This is a genomic window from Hymenobacter negativus, from assembly GCF_017571495.1.
Taxonomy (GTDB): Bacteria; Bacteroidota; Bacteroidia; order Cytophagales; family Hymenobacteraceae; genus Hymenobacter; species Hymenobacter negativus.
This window is the reverse complement of sequence record NZ_JAGETZ010000016.1, coordinates 84,982-102,885: the sequence shown is the minus strand read 5'-3', so window position 1 is coordinate 102,885 and position 17,904 is coordinate 84,982. Positions and strand designations below refer to the sequence as shown.

The window sequence follows — 17,904 nt, the reverse complement described above, 5'->3', positions numbered from 1 at the left end:
GGAGAATGCATTACATAATCGGTGGCTTTACTCTGCTTTAAAGAGGTGCAAGTGGTGGCGCGAGTGCCCCATGCCATCCAGGGTGAGAATGTAGCTGCCGGGTGGGTAAGCGCGCAGGTCTACCGGTAAAACGTTGCGGCCCGCATGCTCTACCAAAGGCTCGGTGCGCATTACCTGGCCGGTGGTGTTGGTCAGCGTCCAGTGGGCCGGGCCTTCGGTGGCCGCATCCCATTCGACGGTGGCAACGTCCTTAGTGGGATTGGGGTATGCGGTGGCGGCCCCGGTAGCAGCCTGCACGGCCTGCACTGGGCCGTAAGTAGCGGCGCCAGCGGCATCCAGCTGTCGGAGGCGGTAGTAGCTGGTGGCCGCCCGCAACGGGTGCTCATCGAAGTAGGCGTACTGGTGCGGAGTTTGGCTAGTGCCCGCGCCCGGCACGAAGGCCAGGTCCGTGAACTGCTCCCCATCCGCCGAGCGCTGCACGGCAAAACCTTCGTTTTGATGTTCGGTGGCGGTGGCCCAATGCAACGCTACCGCTTGGCTTTGGGCTATGGCCTTGAACGACGTAAGCGTGACCGGCAGCGGCGCGGCAGGCCCAAACACTTCCATCTCCCAGAGCGAATAGCCGTAGGCAGTGGCCCGCCGGGTGCCGGTGAGGCGTAGGAAGCGCCCACTCCCGGTCAGGCCCGTGAGGTTTTCCACGCCTCCATCACTATTTAGCACCGTGAGCAGGGGCGTCCAGGTGGTGCCGTTCAGTGAGGTTTCCAGGCGGTAGTCGGCGGCGTAGGCGGCCTCCCAGGTGAGTAGCACGCGGGCGAAGGACTGGACGCTGCCGAAATCTAAGGTTAGGGATTGCGGGTCGGAGAAGGCGCTGGCCCAGCGGCTGTTGATGTCAACATCGGTGGCATTGCCGGGGCCGGTAGTGGCTTTTTCCTGCGACGTGGCCGTCACTGCCACGGGCGTGAGGCGTCCTAGCTCCCAGCCCGCAGGCAGCCCCACGTATTCCTGGCCCAGGGCGGTGAGTTGCCCGGAAGTGGGAGCCAGCAGGTTGATGAAGGGAATTTCGGTATTACGCCCCGAGAACCAGGCGTAGCGGAAGATGGCGGGCTCCTTCTCCAGGTAGTTCACGGCATCGAGTAGGTACTTCTGCTGCACGGGCAGGGTAATCTGGTTGGCGGGCATGTCGCCGCAGGCAAACTCCGTGAGCCAGATGGGCTTGTTGTACTTCTTCATCTCCGCGATTTTCTCGCGCAGGTACCGCTCCTCGCACACGTAGGTGTGCACGGCGATGTAGTCGACCTGACAGCTGGGGCAGGCGGCAAAGAAGTCGTCGAGGTATCGCACCGGCGAGTTGTAGGTCACGCCGTTGGCCGACACACAATTGCCGCAGTAGTTGACGGCCGGCGACGCCAGTCGCAGGTTTTTCTGGCGGGCCACGGTTTCGAGCACCGGCCAGATGGCGGCCGCCTGCGCGGGCGTCAGGCTGGCCTGGCTGAGGAAGTTGGGCTCGTTGAAACCCAGCAGGAAGCGGGCACCCGCCGGGATATTGGCGGCCAGGGCAGCGGCCGTTACGGTGGTGCCGTTCAGGTTTTCGTCCCACTGCATGGGCACGTAGTCCACGTTGAGGCCGGCGTACACGCCCGCCGCGCTGGCTTCGGGGCGCGAGGTCCAGTTATACCACCAGCTTAGGCCGGGGGCCAGGGCCTGCATATCGGCCGCCGAGTGGTAGCCGTAGGCCAGACCGCGCTTCGCACTTTTCGTTTGGGCCGCCGCCGGCCCACTGAAATTGGCTGCCACAGCTAGGACTACGCCAATAATTATGATAACCCTACGCTGAAACCCAACACTAAAAGTCATAGTAGATAGTTAGTTAAGGAAAGACCTATCAATCTAAATCTACTCACGAACCAGCGAAAAGCGGTGGTCGCCACTTCCAATATCCGCCACAAGCAGGCCAGTAGTCAGATGCCTCGGCCGCATCCACGCTTGGAAAATACGTTCACGAAACGCTTAGTTAAGCGTGGAAAAAGACATACTTGGAGGGTGTTGGCTGTAGATTTCAACTAATGTCTGGCGCTTCCAACTAGCCTACAATCAGGGGGGGGTGAAACCCCTACTGCTCTTCGACTCTCTGTTTGGCTACTGCCGCGTGTACAACGCAAAATCTCGGTTATCCTCGATTGTGGGCTCGACTTGCTCGGGGAAGTCACGGCTGGGAATTGGAAAACCAGTATGTTCTACTTCATCGGGCAGGGTCTGCGCCGGCCTAGTTAACTGCGCCAGCGCTTGCCCGGGCTACCCCGCGCGTCCTCATCCTCCAGCTCAAGCAGCTGGTGGCCCACGAGCTGCTGCGCAAGCAACCCTTTCCGGAAAGCCAACTCAAAGCAGTGTATCACCTGACGACGCTGGGCGAATCCTTGCTGCCGTTGCTCACAGCGCTGGGCCACTGGAGCAACGAGCACCACTCGCCAATTTATTGGCAGGGCGGCCTCCTTGGGTGTACTATTAGGCTGCTAGCTGGGCGGTGCTACTCATTTAGCCAATGTCACAGACAAAAAAGCCCCGCCAGCTACTGGCGGGGCTTGTTGTTACCCAAATTCGGGCACTTACGGCAAGGTGGTAGTATCGCCTTTGGGGCCACCCCCACCGAGGGTGATGAGCCGAGTGTAGCCCTGGAAGCGCAGCCACACCTCGTGTTTGGTGGGCGAGTTTTGGTAGGCCTTGAGCTGCGTGCGCATCTCCTTGATGAGGTTGGCGTTGCGGCGCAGCAGGGCGATGAGGGTTTTGCGCTCGGTGCTGCCCTCCACTTGGGTGAGGCGGTGGCTGGCTTGTTTCTGCTCGAAGCGGGCCAGCAGACGGGTGGTCTCAGCCAGGTCCGCGGCCGTGAACTCGCGCTTGGCCAGCGGCGCGGCCAGGGGCTGGGCCTCCTTCAGCAGGGCGCCCACCATGGTGGCCAGGTTGGCATCGCTGGCTTCTGAGAGCTGGCTGCGCGAGTAGCGTACGCGGCCGGCCAGGTCCCCGTCGGGGTTGAGCTTGCTGGCGGCGTAGCCTTGCAGGGCGGCGGCCAAGCGGTAGGCCAAGGGCTTGAGCAGGGCCTTGGCGCTGGTTTTTTGCGCAGCCACGGTACCAGCGTCGTCGCTCATCACGGCGGCTTCCAGGTCGCGGGCTTTGGCCAGGTTGGCGGCGTGCTCGTCGCGCAGGGGCGCGAGGTCGTCTTCCAGGGCGGCATAGAGGGCCTTGTCGGCTTGCAGGCCGTTGGCGGTGGCGGTGTCGCGCCGGAGTTGGGCGTCGAGCTTGTTGTTGTCCATATCGCTGAGCGTTAGGGGTAGATGTATCTGCCAAACGTAGGAAATATTCTGGTATTGCCGTGCTTTTATACACTGCCAAAGCCCCGCCCTGCCCACCAAACGCCGGACCCGCGCTTCCGAAGCACCATCAACCCTTTCCGAAAGCCCGCCAACTGCTTCCGAACGCCTGTCAACTGCTTCCAAAGCACAAACCTTCCCTTCCGAACGCCCGCCAATCGGCTCCGAAGCACAAACCCGGCCTTCCGAAGTCTCGCCAACCGTTTCCGAACCACGAACCCGGCCGCCGAAGCGCCGCCTGCACCTTCCGAAGCACAAACCTTGCTGCCGAACAGGAAACCTTCATGCCGAACCATAAACGCTTGCTCAGCGAACGATGGCCTGCTAGCCAAACACCGCAGGTATTTCTGTAGCTCCGTCCATAGCCAGCACATATCTTCGCCGTATCAAACGCTGCTAACTCCCCCTTCGTCGTTTCCACAGTGTCTCGCCCATTGCGCGGGGCCAGGCGCGGCGCATTGCTGCGCCCAAACGACCGCTGCCGTTTGCCCGCCTTGGGCGGGGCCGCTGCTTTCACTTTTTTGGGCATCAACGAAGCGGACATAGCTGGCCAAAGGTCCGGCATGTCAGCTCAGGCCCTCTTATTGGTCGGCCTAGTCACTGCTGGGCGCGGCCCCTATTCAGTTAGCAATCATGAATCCACTTCCTTTCTTTTCTCTGGCCCTGCTGGGCGGCGCCGGCAAAGCCGGCCTGCCACTGGTGCAGGCCGCTTTGCAAGCCGGCCACCGCGTGCGCTTGTTGCTCCGGCACCCGGCGCAGTTCGCTTTGCGCCACGAGCAGCTTACCATCATCGAAGGCGATGCCCGCGACCCGGCCACCCTGCGCCAGCTGCTGGCGGGCAGCACAGCACTTATTAGCACCCTGGGCAATCCGCGGGGTGAAAACACACCCATCCTGAGCAGCGTCACCGCCCACCTTGTGGCGCTGCTGCCCATGCTGGGCGTCAGCCGCTATGTGACTGTGACCAGTCTCTACGATACTGGCCAGCCCCAGCTCGACGCCGCCACCCAACAAGCCGCCGCTTACATGGAGCAGCATTTCCCCGCTTTTATGGCCGACCGGTACCGCGAGTTGGCACTCCTAACCAGCAGCTCCCTGGCCTGGACCTGCGTGCGCCTGCCGCTCATCGTGGATGCCCCCGCCACCGGGGCTGTACAAACAAGTCTGACGCACCGACCGGGGCCGCAAATTACCGCTACTGATTTGGCAGAGTTCCTCCTCGGGCAGCTGACCAGCGACACATTTTTGCGGCAATGTCCTTTTGTAGCCAATCCGGGGTAGTGCCAGACCATGCAAACTACAGGTAATAAAAAGCCCCGCCAACTATTGGCGGGGCTTTTTATTACCTGTAGCAGCGGTTTAGATTGGAGGTTGCAGGCTCCCCTACCCATCAAACCGCTGAATGGCTTCGGGCGTGACGGGAGCAAAGAAGTTGACCAGGTTGCCATCGGGGTCGCGGAACAGGAACGAGCGGTTGCCCCAGGGCATGGTGGTGGGACCTTGCACGATGAAGTCACGGAGGCTTTCGGCCAGCTTCTGGTATTCGGCATCCACATCCGCGACGCGGAATTCGAGAATGGCCGACTGGTTGCTGGCGGCGCGGGCCCCCTGACCGCCCTCAAACTGCAGGGTGCGCGTGCTGCCAATGGCCAGCGTGGCCGTGGGCGTGCGCAGCTCAGCAAAATCAGGAGTGTAGCGGGTGGCGGGCAGGCCGGTCACCTGCTCGTAGAACGGCAGGAGGCGGTCGATGTCGGCGGTAATGACCCGGACGGAAGCGAAATTCATCTGGAAAACGGTTAAAAAGTGGTGGTTTGGGATTGATGCCCCAAAGCACGCGCCCCCCACTGACAGCCCTATGGCAGTCCGATTTTCGCCCCGAAAAAAATTATACCACCTGCGGCCGGGGCAGGCGGGAGATGTACTCGGTGAGGGTGATGTGCTGCGGCAGCGTGAACGGGCTGGCCGTAGCCACCAGCCGCTGAATGCGCGTCAGCCGGAAGTCGCGGTAATCCTGCCGCAGGTGGCACCACCCCACCAAGTGCCAGGCAAAGTTGTAGAAGGCCAGCCCAATGGGTTCGACCCGGCGCTGGCTGGCGACGCCGCTTTTGTCGCAATAGGCCATTTCCACGATATGCTGGCTGGCAATGGCCGACTGCAAGGGGGCCAAGTAGTCGGCCGGTCCCTGCGCATACTCGGGCACGTGCAGCTCAATGCGGCTGGTGAACTGCTCCAGCCGGTCTTTTTCCGGCGCGCGGAGCACCGCCTTCACCTTGTGCAGTGCCGTGGCGCAATGAGCCCGGATGGAAGTATCGGCCAGGACACCGGCAATGGCTTCCAGCAGCACCAAAGCATTGGCCTCTTCCGAAGTGAAGGAAACCGGCGGCAGGAAATAGCCCTGCACCAGAAAGTAACCCCGATTTGGCTCGAAACTAATGGGAATACCCTGTTCTCCTAAGGCCTTGATGTCGCGGTAAACGGTTCGCACACTGATGTCGAAATGCGCGGCCAGTTGGTCGGCCGGCACGTGCTTTTTCGTTTGCAGCAGGGTAGTGATGCCAAACAGGCGGTCGATACGGTTCATGGTGCAGGCATGCCCGACTAAAGAAGGACACGATGCAAAATAAGCCGCTGCACAGGCGTTGAATAAGGAGATGCGGAATTTGACGTAGGTAGCGCCAGCAGCGATGCGCTGGTGCTAGCGTGCAAAAGGCCAACGCCCCAGCCGCCGACTCCAGAGCAGGAAGGCGACTGTGCCCAGCGCCATCATGCCCACGGCCGCGAACTGGAAATACAGCTTGAAGTGCACGCCGCCCAGCTCCACCTCGGCCGGCGCGATGCCCACGAACACGAACAGCCACACCGCAATGGCCAGAATAACAGGCAGCGGGTAGAGCGGCATTTTGAACGGCAGCGCCGCCGTGCCGCGCCGCCGCCGAAGCAGCATCAGCCCCACGGCCTGGCCCACAAACTGCACCAGAATCCGCATGGCTAGGATGGCCGAAATCACCTCGCCCAGCCGGAACAGCAGGCTGAACACGAAGCCTACGCCACCCAGCAGCAGCAGCGACACGTACGGAAACTGCTTAGTGGGGTGCAGCTTGCCAAACACGGGCAGAAACTCGCCATCGGCCGCCGCCGCGTAGGGAATGCGCGAGTAGCCCAGCAGCACCGCAAACAGCGACGCAAACGCCACCAGCAGCACCATGCCCGTGGCAATGGTGGCCGCCGTGGGCCCGTACAGCCGCTCCATAAACACGCTAATGATGAACTGCGACTTGTCGCCGGCGCCGGCCTGCCATTCCTTCACTTCCTGCCACGGAATGACCGTGCCCACGCTCCAGTTCAGCAGCAGGTACAGTGCCGCAATGCCTAGAATACTCAGGAAAATACTACGCGGAATCACCTTCTCCGGACCTTTGATTTCGGCCCCAAGGTGGCATACGTTGTAGTAGCCCAGGTAGGAATAGATGGTTTTGACCGCCGCCTGGCCCATCGCGCCCGAAATGAGCAGGCCTGGCAAGGCCGAAAACCCGCCGCTGGGGAAAATATCGACGTGGTGGTTGGGGTGCGTGACGCCGCCGAAAATCAGCCAGCCCATCAAGCTCAGCACACCCACCCACAGCGCCACGCCCAGCTTGCCAATGTCTTCGATGCGGCGGTAGAGCAGCACGATGAGTAGCAACACCACCGTGCCGGCCACGGCCTTGGGCTGCCACCACTCGGTGAGGGGCACGAGGTAGCCGAAGTATTGGGCAAAGCCAATAGCGCCAGAGGCCAGCACCAGCGGCGACTGAATGAGCGTCTGCCAGACGTAAAGAAACGACATGTAGCGCCCCCACTTCTGCTCGCCATACGCTAGCTTGAGGAAGCGGTAGCTGCCGCCCGCTTCGGGGTAGGCAGCGCCCAGCTCACTCCAAATCAGGCCATCGACGGACGCCAGGGCGGCACCCACCAGCCAGGCCAGCAGGAAATTCGGGCCCATGAAGCCCATCACGAGCGGCAGGGTCACGAAGGGCCCGATGCCCACCATGTCAATCATATTCAAAGCCGTGGCTTGCACCAGGCCGAGGCGGCGCTGCAAAGTAGGTTGCGACATGGGACGAAAGTAGCCCACGGGCGGCAGTACGCCCCACGCACTGGCCGGCCATAACCAGCCTGGAAGCGGCACCGTACAGGCTGCTAGGAAGTTCTATGCGGCCGGCGCCTACCACCAAGGCCGCTTCCCGACGAAAACATACGTGCACCACGGCAGCCGACGGTTCCACCACGGCGCGGCGAACTGCCCAAACCTTTCCTTTTCGCGTGATGAAAACTCCGTCCCCCTCCACCTGGAATCTGCAGTTGCTCCTGGCTCTGCTGCTGGCCTTCACATCAACCGCCCGAGCCCAAGACATGCCCCTGATGTTCGATGGACTGGCCGGCTCACTGGCCATGAATGACTTGCTGTTTGCTACCACCACCGGCCGCATCGCCCGCGACAAAGCTGGCGCCGCGACTGCTACCGCCAAAAGCCTGGCCTATGTGCCATCGGCTGCGCTGAAGCAAAAAACGGTGCAGGGATATGTCGACCGACTCAAAACCAAAAATCCGGCTGCCTCGCAAGCCGTGGCCAGCACTTTTGGGCCGGGCAAGTACGACTACGGCAAGGTGTATAAGGGCCTGATAGAAGGCTACAACCTGCGCGAAAACGACGCCGTGGACGCCATGACGGCTTATATAGTGCTGGGCTGGATGATTGTGAACAACGTGCAGGATGATAAGGCCGTGACCGCAGCCATGGTGCAGGGCGCACGAGCGCAAGTGGCACCTCTACTGGCTTCCAACGCCAAGCTGGCCGCACCCGGCGTGGCAGCCCAGGTGGGCGAGGAAATGAAGCTGCAAAGCGTTATCGTACAGGGTGGCTGGCAGTCGGCCGTTAAGGCAGGCACGCTGCCGGCCTACCGCCAGGGCACCGCTAGCTTGTTCAAAACCCAGTACGGCTTGGATTTGAGCCAGCTCAAGCTCACGCCCCAGGGCTTTGTGGCCAAAAATGCCTCGACCACCGCCAGCAAACCAGCCACCAGCGGGACAACTAGCACTACTGCGGTAGCTTCCACCGCAACGCCCGCCACAGCCAGCGGCAGCGGGCTGGCCGCCGGGGCGCAGTGGTTTTTCCGAGCCGTAAGCAGTGGCAGCGGCGGCATTAGCTTCGAACCGGTAGCGCTGCTGGCCAACGGACAGTACGTAGACCTCGGCAGCGACCCACTGGAAGCCGTGAACCTAACCGCCGATAAGGCCAAACGCCCCGCCGCCTGGGGCAGTTGGCGCAAGAATGGCGGCACCTTCGTCCTTACCGATTACAAGGGCCGGCCCGCGTCTTACACCCTCGGCAGCGGTAGCTGGTTTCCGGCTTACCCAGCTGGGGCCGTGCCGCTCAAGCGGGCCTACCAAAACGCCAGCGGCGGCAGCGTAGGCGTGGCCACCAGCCTGGTGATAAGCAAAATCCAGTTTCTTGACGGCACCCATTTTCAGGAAGGCAAAGACGCGGGCATCATTTCCTCCAACGCGGCGGGTGGCAGCAAGCGCAGCGGCAGTGGGACTTACCGCTTGCAAGGCCACACCCTCACCCTGACCTACGCCGACGGCCGCACTGTGCGCAAATCCTTCGCGCTGGGGGCCGCCGGCACCCCCGCCCACCCGGATAGCAAGCTCATTTTCATCGGCGGCGACGCGTATACCGACGAATAATTTTTTTGTAATTATCCATCGCTGAAGCTACTGGCTTGTACTTGCACCCAATTCCCCATCACCTCATTCTCTGGCTTATGAAACGCTTGCTGCATGCATCAGCCTCGCTTCTGCTCCTGAGTGCCAGCTTGCTAGCCTCTCCGGCCGCCCACGCCCAGATTTCAAATGACTTGATAATGAGCAATTACAACGCGACTATAGGCGCTGTTACGAGCTCGGCCATCGATAACGCTTCGCTCAACAACGTGCTGGAAGACAATGCCCGCTCCAGTAGCCGGCGGAGTAAAGTAGCGGGCCGGACTGGCGCCAAAGCGGGCCGGGGCAGCAACGCTGGTATGCCGCGCGCCACTTCGGCCAACAGCGCCGCCCTTTCTTATAATGTGACGCCCGCGCTCAAGGAAAAAACCCTGCAACGCTACGTCAAGCAACTTCAAACCAGTAGCCCAACTACTGCACAGTCTGTGGCAACCTATTTCGGACCGGGCAAACACGATTACAACACTGTTTACCAAGACGTTGTGAGTGGCTACGGACTGCGCGCCAACAACCCTGCCGACGCCCTGGCGGCCTACCTCACGCTGGGCTGGATGATAGTCAACAACGTGGATGACAAAGCCGTGACGCCGGCCATGGTGCAGGGCGCACGAGCCCAGTTTGGTCCAGTGCTGGCCTCCAACCCCCAGATGACGCCCGCCGTGGCAGCACAGGCGGGCGAGGATATGAAGCTGCAACTGGCCATCGTACACGTAGGCTGGCAGGGGGCCATAAAAGGGCAGAACCTGCCAGCCTTTCGGCAGGGCGTAGCAACGTTGTTCAAAAAGCAATACGCCATGGACTTAACTGCGTTTAAGCTGAACAACAACGGCTTTACCCGGAAATAAAGCCAGGCAGCATTTTAGGTTTCATTCACGGCTACCTGCCTGAATGTGGTTGCTTGCAGGGCCAAGCCCTCGGCAAAATATCGCGTGGAGCAACCCGTCACAGCCTGCGATGCAGATGATAGCGAGGGCGTTTTGGAGTCCCGGCTACGAAGCTACTCCGACCCTCAATGCCAACCCACGCCCTTGCGTCGCGTAAGCCCGCCCATATTTCATCCATTCTTCATCTGGCTAAATGGCGGGTAGTTCTTCTAAAATCGTGGTGTACGGCGCCATTGGGGCTAACTTGGCCATTGCCGTTTCCAAGTTTGTGGCAGCGGCCTTCACCGGCAGCGCGGCCATGATGTCGGAAGGCATCCACTCGCTTGTGGACAGCGGCAACGGCCTGCTCATCCTGCTGGGCATGAACCGCAGCGCCCGACCCGCCGATGAGCGTCACCCCTTCGGTTACAGCAAGGAAATCTACTTCTGGACGGTGATTGTGGCCGTGCTCATCTTCGCGGTGGGCGGCGGCATGTCGCTCTACAAAGGCTACCAGTACATCCGCAACCCTGCCCCGCTCACCGACCCCACCTGGAACTACTGGGTGCTCGGCCTGGCCATCGTGTTCGAGGGCGTGGCCTGCACGCTGGCTTACCGGGAGTTCCGCAAAACCCAGGGTGCGCAGGGCTTCTGGCAGGCCCTGCGCACCAGCCGCGACCCAGCCGTATTTGCCATTCTGCTAGAAGACCTGGCCGCGCTGGTGGGTCTCGTGATTGCGCTGGCGGGCATTTTCTTCGGACACTTGCTCAACAACCTTTACCTCGACGGCGCGGCTTCCATGACCATCGGGGCGCTGCTGGTGGGCATGGCCGTCTTTATGCTGAAGGAAGCCAAGGGCCTGCTGGTGGGCGAAGGAGCCAGCCCCGACGTGCTGCGCAGCCTCGAAGCCCTGGCCCGCCAGGATGCCGCCGTGGAGCACCTCAAGGCCCCACTCACCATGTACTTAGGCCCAGCCGATGGCATTCTGGCCCTCGACGTTGCCTTTCAGGACCACCTTTCGGCTGTGGAAGTAGAAGAAGCCGTAGTGCGCCTGCAAACCGCCATCAAAGCCCAATACCCCGAGTTTCGGCAGATTTTTATTGAGGCTTCAGCACTCGGCGGGCACACGAGGAAAGCGGTGCCGCTATAACGTGGGCGCTGTGATTCCGCGCGAATACGAACAAAGCCATACCAGCCTTTAGCAGGCGCGGACTCGCAGCGTCCACGCTACAACATTCCAACGCCAGCCTAATCTGCTGCGTAAGTCCCGCCATGAGTTCACCGAACAGTTCCAAATTTGCCATTTACGGAGCCATTGGGGCCAACGTCGCCATTGCCGCCAGCAAGTTTGTGGCAGCGGCTTTCACTGGCTCGTCGGCTATGCTGTCGGAAGGTATCCACTCGCTCGTGGACAGTGGCAACGGCATCCTCATCCTCTACGGCGTGAAGCAGGCCGAGAAGCCCGCCGACAAGCGCCACCCCTTTGGCCGCAGCAAGGAGCTGTACTTCTGGGCCCTGATTGTGGCCATCCTGGTGTTTTCGGTGGGCGGTGGCATGTCGTTCTACGAAGGCATAGCGCACCTGCAACACCCCGCGCCCCTCTCCGACCCCACCTGGAACTACGTGGTACTGGGCCTGTCCCTAGTGTTCGAGGGCATTTCCTGTTTCCTGGCGTTCAAAGCCTTCAACGCCGACCGGGGCGACGCGGGCTTCTGGGACACCCTGCGCCGCAGCAAAGACCCCTCGGTGTTCGCCATTCTGCTCGAAGACCTGGCTGCCCTGCTGGGCCTCGTGATAGCACTGGCCGGGGTATATTTTGGGCAATTGCTCAACAACCCTTACCTCGACGGCGCGGCCTCCATTGCCATCGGGGTGCTGCTGGTGTGCGTAGCGCTGTTCCTCATTTATAAAACCAAGCGCTTGCTGGTAGGCACCGGCGTAGACGACGAAACAATTGACGATATCGAGGGAATCGTAAAAGCGCACCCCAACATCGTGCAGGTCGGCCCGCCCCTCACCTCCTACCTCGGGCCAGCCGATGTGATTCTGGCCCTCGATGTGGAATTCACTCAACAGCTCACAGCCAACGAAATTGAGCTAGCCATCGATAAAATCCAAGACGACATCCGGGCCAAATACCCGGAGATGAAGCGCATTTTCGTGGAAGCCAAGTCGCTGTCGAGCCGCGAGCGGACACCAGCAGCATAACCTCACCTCCGCGCCGCGCCACCTTTCTTTGAACTCCCCTAATATCATTACCCCGCCGCATGGCCAACGCTAACGCATCCAAACTTTCCCTTTATGGCGGCATTGCCGCCAACGTCGCCATTGCCATCAGCAAGTTCATAGCGGCGTATTTCACTGGCTCGTCGGCCATGTTGTCCGAAGGCATTCACTCGCTGGTCGATACCGGGAATAGCGGCCTGCTCCTCTACGGCACAGCCCAAAGCCAGCGCCCGGCCGATGCCGAGCATCCCTTCGGCCACAGTAAAGAGCTGTATTTTTGGGGTCTGATTGTGGCTGTGCTGATTTTTGCCATCGGCGGCGGCATGTCGTTTTATGAGGGCATCAAACACATCCAGCACCCCGAGCCGCTTGAAGACGCGGGCTGGAACTACGTGGTGCTGGGCGTTTCCTTCCTGTTCGAAGGCATTGCGTTTTACCTGTCGGTGAAGGCCCTGCTGGCCCAGGCTGACGCCAACGTGGGCTTCGTAAAAATGCTAAAGACCAGCCGCGACCCGGCCGTATTTGCCTCGGTGATGGAAAACCTGGCGGCATTGGTCGGTCTGGCGGTAGCGGGCATCGGCGTATTTCTGGGCCACTTACTGAATAACCCGTACTTCGATGGCGGCGCATCCATTGCCATTGGCCTGCTGCTGATGCTGGTGGCGGTATTTCTGGTGGGCCGCACCAAAGGCCTGCTGGTGGGCACCGGCGTGGATGCCGACACCCTGGCCAACCTGGAGCGCATTGCCCGGGCCGCGCCCCAAGTGCGCGAAATCCGCTCGCCCCTCACCATGTACCTCGGTCCGAACGACGTCATCATGGCCCTTGATGTGGACTTTGCCGACGACCTCACGTCCAGCCAAGTGGCAATGGCGGTGGAGCACTTGCAGGATGCCATCCGGGCCGAGCACCCAGAGGTACAACGCATTTTCATCGAAGCGAAAAACCTGGTGCAGGCCTCCGGCAAGTAGCGCGAACTTTTAGTTCGCGTCTGCGAACGATACCCGAACGGCGCGGGGACGCGAACTAAAAGTTCGCGCTACAAATAAGCTCCTCCTTAACCCCAAAGGCATTTTTCCGGTTTAAGCTTAACCTGTGCCCGCGCCAGCTCAACCAGCCGGCGCGGGCATTCGCCTATTACTCTGCTTCCTTCTATGGCAATTCTTACCTCCGATTCTAATCCTTTTCGCTCGTTTTGGTGGGGCGGCTACGAGTGCACCGACCAGCTTAATGCTTTCGGCAACCGCGTCGACTTTCTGCCCCTCACCGGCCATTTGCAGCTGATTGACGAAGACTATGCGGCCCAAAAGCCGTTCAACATCGGCACGGTGCGCGAGGGCATTCGCTGGGCCATGATTGAGAAAACGCCCTACCAATACGATTTCAGCACCGTGAAGACGATGCTTGATGCCGGCCAGCGCCACGGCATCCAGCAAATCTGGGACCTGTGCCATTTCGGCTACCCCGACGACCTCACGCCGCTGCACCCCATGTTTGCCCGGCGCTTTGCTGCGCTGTGCCGCGCCTTCGTGGATTTCTACCGCTCAGTGCGGCCCGATGATGTGCTCATCGTCACGCCCATCAACGAGGTGAGCTTTATGTCGTGGCTCGGCGGCGATGCCAATGGCACCTCGCCTTACTGCCACGGCCAGGGCTGGCGCGTGAAATACGGCCTGATGCGAGCCTACATCGAGGGCAGCTACGCCCTGCGCGAAGCCGACCCCAGCATTCGCCTGCTAAGCACCGAGCCGCTCATCAGCATTGTACCACCACCCAACTCCTGGCCCGAGCACCGCCGCGACGCCCGCCAGTCGCACGAAAATCAGTTTCAGGCCACCGATATGCTCTCGGGTCGCCTGTGCCCCGAGCTGGGCGGCAACCCCGATTTACTCGATATCGTGGGCTTCAACTATTACTACGACAACCAGTGGCAGCTACACCCCTACCGCAAGCTGGGCTGGAACGACCCCCAAATGGACCCGCGCTGGGTGCCGCTGCACAAGCTCCTGCGCAAGGCCTATCAGCGCTACGGCCGCCCCTTCGCCATCACCGAAACCAGCCATCCCGGCGTCGACCGCCCCCTGTGGTGGCGCATGATTGCCGAGGAATGCGCCCACGTCATCCGCAAGGGCCTGCCGCTCTGGGGCACCTGCATCTACCCCATCATCGACCGGCCCGACTGGGACCACCTGCACGAGTGGCACCGCTCCGGTCTCTGGGACGCCGACCTCAGCCAGCCCGGCCCGGCCCGCGTGCTACACCAGCCCAGCGCCGAGGCGCTGCTGCAAGCCCAGGCCGTGGTAAGTGCCGCCAAGCCGCCCCGCCGCCGGGTGTCGGCTCAGGCGGGCCAGCAAGCCAGTCTTTCGCTGGCCGCGCCTATTTTTAAGCCATGAACCACGCCACCGCTTACCTTGACTCTCCTTTGGGATTGGTGTCCATTACGGGCACAGAAGCCGGGGTAAGCACCATTGGCTTTCTCAACGATACGACAGGCACCGCCACAGCTTTTGCGGCGGTGCCCGTTTGTTTGCAGGAAGCCCATCGCCAGCTGCAAGCCTACTTTGCCCGCGAGCTGCGCGAGTTCAACCTGACCTACGCGCCCACATTCGGCACCGATTTCCAGCGCCAGGTATGGCAGGCCCTCACCAGCATTGGCTACGGCCGCACCGCTTCCTACCTCGACGTGGCCAAGCTGCTGAACAACCCAAAATCAGTTCGGGCCGTGGGCGCGGCCAATGGCCAAAACCCGCTCGCCGTGGTGTGGCCCTGCCACCGCATCATCGGGGCCGACGGCAGCCTGACGGGCTACGCCGGCGGCATGCACCGCAAAAAATGGCTGCTGGAATTTGAGCAGCCCACGCGGCAAGGCGGGTTATTTTAGCCCCGCCCCCACTAACTTCAGCAGCCCTTGGTAAATAATATTGTGCTGCCAATACAGTTGCAGCACCATGGGCACGTGATGGCGGCCGGGGATAATGGTGTAGGGCGCAGGTTGCTCGGTGGCTTTCAGCCTATCCCGAAAGCGGCCGGAGCTGCCGCTGATGCTGGGGTACGTCTCGCCGCCGATGTAGAAAATGAACGGCGGCAGGCCCGGCTTAATCTTGTAGATGGGCGACATTTCTTTCCACACAGACGGGTCGTTGCCGAAGGGTACTTTGTACTGCGCATCGCCCTCATACTTCATTTCCTTGAGGTAGCTGTACATATCGAGCCCGGCCGGGTCGTTCATAATGGCGCCGCGCACGGGGTTCTCAGGCAGGCCGTTACGGACTAGCAGCTCGTTATCGGTGGCCAATAAAGCTGCCAGCCCACCACCGGCCGAATGGCCCATCACGAATACCCGCGCGGGGTCGCCGCCGTATTGCTTAATGTTATTGACGGTCCAGGCCAGGGCGCGGGCGCAGTCGGCGGCTTGCTCAGGCACATGCACGGTGGGCGCGAGGCGGTAGTTTATGAGCACAGCCACCACGCCTTGCTTGGCCAGGCGGCGGCCAATGAAGGTGTAAATATTCTTGTTGCCGCTGGTCCAGCTGCCGCCGTGGATGAACAGCACCACCGGATAGCCCACACCGTTGGGAGCAGCTTTTTTGGGTGAATACACGTCCAGGATGTGACGTTCCTTGTCAAAATCGGGAGCCGAGGCGGCCACGTAGGCCACATCCTTGGTGCGGTGGCTGGGGCGGGCTACCACGTATTCGGTGGCCAGCATGACCACCACGGTAGCCAGCAACACGGCCAGGGGTGTCAGCAAAAGGAAACGACGCATATAAATCTGGAACCGGGAGGCAGCCGCCAACGGTTGGCAGCCTGCCTCACCTACGCCCTGGCGGCCCGTGCAGTTTGCCAAAGTCCGCGCTACTGCTGCTGGCTTTATCTTTGCCAACTACCCAGCCCACCCCTTTTTTGAGGCGTGGCGTCCTCACATCATTCTTACTTGTCCGCATCCGTGTTGATTTCCGTTTCGCTCAAAACCGTTTCGCAGTCGCTGGCTGCCGTGTTGCTGCTGGGGCTGCTGACGGCGGCCCCAGCCCATGCCCAGCGCAAGGGCCGCGCCACGGCGGCCGTCAACCCCGACGGCAGCCTGGCCACCACGCCTGTGCCCGCGGCTCAGCCAGCGCGCCTCCAGCCCCTGTTTGGCGGCCTCACCCCCGCCCAGGCCACGCAGCTGCTAGGGGAGGCCCGGCTCAAAGCCATTGCCGCCAGTTTCGCTTCAACGGCTGAGGCCAGCACGTTTTTCACCACCAAAGGCTTCGATTACCTGCGCGAGCGCCAGCCCGACACGGCGGCCTACCGCTTCAACCTGGCCTGGCTCCTCAACCCCCAAAATGCGGAAGCTTACCGCGGCCTAGGCATCATTGCCAGCAACCAGCCCACCCCCGACGCGGCCATTGGTCTGCTTGCGAAGGGCCTCGCCATTTCGCCTAGCAGCACGCTGCTCATGAGCGACCTAGGGGCCAGCTACCTCATTCGCTACAGCCAGACCAAGAAGAAAAAAGACCTCACCGCTGGCATGGAGCTGCTGCAAAAGGCCACCTCTCTGGAGCCCACCAACGCCGTAGCCTGGCAGCAGCTGGCCCGCGGCTACTACTACCAGGAGAAATATCCCGAGGCCTGGGATGCCGTGCATAAAGGCCAGAACGCCAGTGTTAGCAGCTTGGACTTCGACCTCATCAGTGAACTGCTGGCCAAGCTGCCCGACCCACAGGGGACCTTTAAATAGCCAGCATAAGGAGTAATTAGCTCCAGGTACTGGCCCTAAGTACTCCTGGATGGACCTTAACAGACTAATTCTTTCTCCGCCGCGTTAGCGACGTTGGGGTAGTTTTTCTTCCATTTTTTAATCAGTATGCAGTTTCGAGCCTGGATTATTGGTGCCTTGGTAATGGGCATATTCGGGGGTCAGTCGGCCCAGGCGCAGTTTCAGCGGCATGTGCGCCGCTACAACAGCCAGGGCCGGGCTTACTATGCGGGGCCGTTGCGCCTCACGCTGGGCGGCGGCACGGCGCTGTATAACGGTGACCTCGGCAACAGCCCCGGCGACAACTTTTTCGGGCCGGCCGCGAGCCTGGGCGTGCTCTACCGCCTTACGCCGCACCTGCATATCGGCAGCGAGTTTTCGTATGTGGAAGTTGGCGCCCGCGATAAGCTCAAGGAGCGCGGCCTAGCATTCATTAGCAATAATGGACTGGGCACGGTTTTTTTCCGGTTCGATTTGCTACCTGATGAGTCTGTTTTCGCTGCTTCCATGGCCGAAGCGCCCATCTTCCAAATCTTTGTGCAGGGTGGTGCAGGGCTCTTGCTCTACAACCCCCACTCCTACTTTGGCACCACCAGCGTAGCTACCGATTACCCGGCTTTCCTGCCATCTGAGCGCAACGACTACCCGGCGCTGGCTGGCGTGGCCCCGGTAGGAGCGGGCTTTGGCATACGCCTCACCGGCGAGTTGCGCGCCAACGTCGAAGCCAACTACTACTTCACCACCACCGACCAGTTCGACGACGTGAGCAGCCTGCGCCTCGGCGAAGCGTCCAAAAGCAACGACGGCTTCGGCACCGTAATGCTGAAGCTGGAGTATTCGCTGAAGTAGGCATGGGCGAATAAGTGGCTGGAAGCATCTGTTATCCTGAGCACAGCGAAGAGTCTTATCACACCTGCACCAGTAGTCAGCGCGTCCTGACCACTACTTAAAA

The 17,904-nt window shown here is 61.1% G+C and carries 16 protein-coding genes and 1 pseudogene; 11 read left to right on the top strand and 6 right to left on the bottom strand.

Annotation, left to right across the window (positions count from 1 at the left end; translation table 11 throughout):
• Nucleotides 1–27: 27 nt before the first annotated feature.
• Nucleotides 28–1,794 (bottom strand): glycosyl hydrolase, encoded by a 1,767-nt coding sequence (locus J4E00_RS24800; protein ID WP_208178067.1) that lies wholly within the window; start codon nucleotides 1,792–1,794, stop codon nucleotides 28–30.
• 503 nt (nucleotides 1,795–2,297) lie between these two features.
• Here J4E00_RS24800 and J4E00_RS30340 point away from each other — a divergent pair.
• A pseudogene (locus J4E00_RS30340) lies at nucleotides 2,298–2,453 on the top strand (winged helix-turn-helix transcriptional regulator); the annotation flags it as partial.
• Between the two features lie 150 nt (nucleotides 2,454–2,603).
• Here the strand turns inward: J4E00_RS30340 and J4E00_RS29680 are convergent.
• A complete protein-coding gene (locus J4E00_RS29680; protein ID WP_236050141.1) occupies nucleotides 2,604–3,305 on the bottom strand; it encodes a hypothetical protein in 702 nt (233 codons plus the stop codon).
• Between the two features lie 690 nt (nucleotides 3,306–3,995).
• On the opposite strand from J4E00_RS29680, the gene J4E00_RS24790 reads away from it, so the two are divergent.
• Nucleotides 3,996–4,643: an NAD(P)-dependent oxidoreductase gene (locus tag J4E00_RS24790; RefSeq protein ID WP_208178066.1), complete on the top strand. Its 648-nt coding sequence runs from the start codon at nucleotides 3,996–3,998 to the stop codon at nucleotides 4,641–4,643.
• 102 nt (nucleotides 4,644–4,745) lie between these two features.
• Here the strand turns inward: J4E00_RS24790 and J4E00_RS24785 are convergent, their stop codons facing one another.
• The 3 genes from J4E00_RS24785 to J4E00_RS24775 form a co-directional block, all read right to left on the bottom strand.
• The gene (locus tag J4E00_RS24785; RefSeq protein ID WP_208178065.1) at nucleotides 4,746–5,147 is read right to left on the bottom strand and encodes a VOC family protein; all 402 of its coding nucleotides are present in this window, start codon (nucleotides 5,145–5,147) and stop codon (nucleotides 4,746–4,748) included.
• 100 nt (nucleotides 5,148–5,247) lie between these two features.
• On the bottom strand, nucleotides 5,248–5,943 hold the full coding sequence (locus J4E00_RS24780; RefSeq protein ID WP_208178064.1) for a helix-turn-helix transcriptional regulator: 696 nt from the start codon (nucleotides 5,941–5,943) through the stop codon (nucleotides 5,248–5,250).
• A 114-nt stretch (nucleotides 5,944–6,057) separates the two neighbouring features.
• Nucleotides 6,058–7,458, bottom strand: coding sequence for an APC family permease (locus J4E00_RS24775; RefSeq protein WP_208178063.1), 1,401 nt, complete (start codon nucleotides 7,456–7,458; stop codon nucleotides 6,058–6,060).
• Nucleotides 7,459–7,667: 209 nt separating this feature from the next.
• Between J4E00_RS24775 and J4E00_RS24770 the strand changes: the two genes are divergently transcribed.
• The 7 genes from J4E00_RS24770 to J4E00_RS24740 all read left to right on the top strand — a co-directional run bounded on the left by J4E00_RS24770 (nucleotide 7,668) and on the right by J4E00_RS24740 (nucleotide 15,095).
• Complete coding sequence (locus J4E00_RS24770) at nucleotides 7,668–9,089, top strand: hypothetical protein (protein WP_208178062.1); 1,422 nt, start codon at nucleotides 7,668–7,670, stop codon at nucleotides 9,087–9,089.
• A 77-nt stretch (nucleotides 9,090–9,166) separates the two neighbouring features.
• Nucleotides 9,167–9,970: a hypothetical protein gene (locus J4E00_RS24765; RefSeq protein ID WP_208178061.1), complete on the top strand. Its 804-nt coding sequence runs from the start codon at nucleotides 9,167–9,169 to the stop codon at nucleotides 9,968–9,970.
• A 232-nt stretch (nucleotides 9,971–10,202) separates the two neighbouring features.
• Complete coding sequence (locus J4E00_RS24760) at nucleotides 10,203–11,138, top strand: cation diffusion facilitator family transporter (protein WP_213017985.1); 936 nt, start codon at nucleotides 10,203–10,205, stop codon at nucleotides 11,136–11,138.
• A gap of 122 nt (nucleotides 11,139–11,260) precedes the next feature.
• A complete protein-coding gene (locus J4E00_RS24755) occupies nucleotides 11,261–12,196 on the top strand; it encodes a cation diffusion facilitator family transporter (RefSeq protein ID WP_208178060.1) in 936 nt (311 codons plus the stop codon).
• Nucleotides 12,197–12,255: 59 nt separating this feature from the next.
• Nucleotides 12,256–13,185 carry a cation diffusion facilitator family transporter gene (locus tag J4E00_RS24750; protein WP_208178059.1) on the top strand — a complete coding sequence of 310 codons (930 nt, stop codon included), beginning with the start codon at nucleotides 12,256–12,258 and terminating at the stop codon, nucleotides 13,183–13,185.
• A gap of 183 nt (nucleotides 13,186–13,368) precedes the next feature.
• Entirely contained in the window at nucleotides 13,369–14,607 is a 1,239-nt protein-coding gene (locus J4E00_RS24745) for an amine oxidase (protein ID WP_236050140.1), read from the top strand.
• Nucleotides 14,604–15,095 carry a methylated-DNA--[protein]-cysteine S-methyltransferase gene (locus tag J4E00_RS24740; protein WP_208178058.1) on the top strand — a complete coding sequence of 164 codons (492 nt, stop codon included), beginning with the start codon at nucleotides 14,604–14,606 and terminating at the stop codon, nucleotides 15,093–15,095. The genes J4E00_RS24745 and J4E00_RS24740 overlap by 4 nt, the downstream gene beginning before the upstream one ends.
• Here the strand turns inward: J4E00_RS24740 and J4E00_RS24735 are convergent.
• Nucleotides 15,087–15,980, bottom strand: a complete 894-nt coding sequence (locus tag J4E00_RS24735) for an alpha/beta hydrolase (RefSeq protein WP_208178057.1) — start codon at nucleotides 15,978–15,980, stop codon at nucleotides 15,087–15,089. The two genes, J4E00_RS24740 and J4E00_RS24735, sit on opposite strands and share 9 nt — an antisense overlap.
• Nucleotides 15,981–16,160: 180 nt before the next feature.
• Here J4E00_RS24735 and J4E00_RS24730 point away from each other — a divergent pair, with 180 nt between their 5' ends.
• Together J4E00_RS24730 and J4E00_RS24725 are read left to right on the top strand one after the other, a co-directional pair.
• The gene (locus tag J4E00_RS24730; protein WP_208178056.1) at nucleotides 16,161–16,934 is read left to right on the top strand and encodes a tetratricopeptide repeat protein; all 774 of its coding nucleotides are present in this window, start codon (nucleotides 16,161–16,163) and stop codon (nucleotides 16,932–16,934) included.
• Between the two features lie 126 nt (nucleotides 16,935–17,060).
• On the top strand, nucleotides 17,061–17,801 hold the full coding sequence (locus J4E00_RS24725; protein ID WP_208178055.1) for a hypothetical protein: 741 nt from the start codon (nucleotides 17,061–17,063) through the stop codon (nucleotides 17,799–17,801).
• Nucleotides 17,802–17,904: the final 103 nt, after the last annotated feature.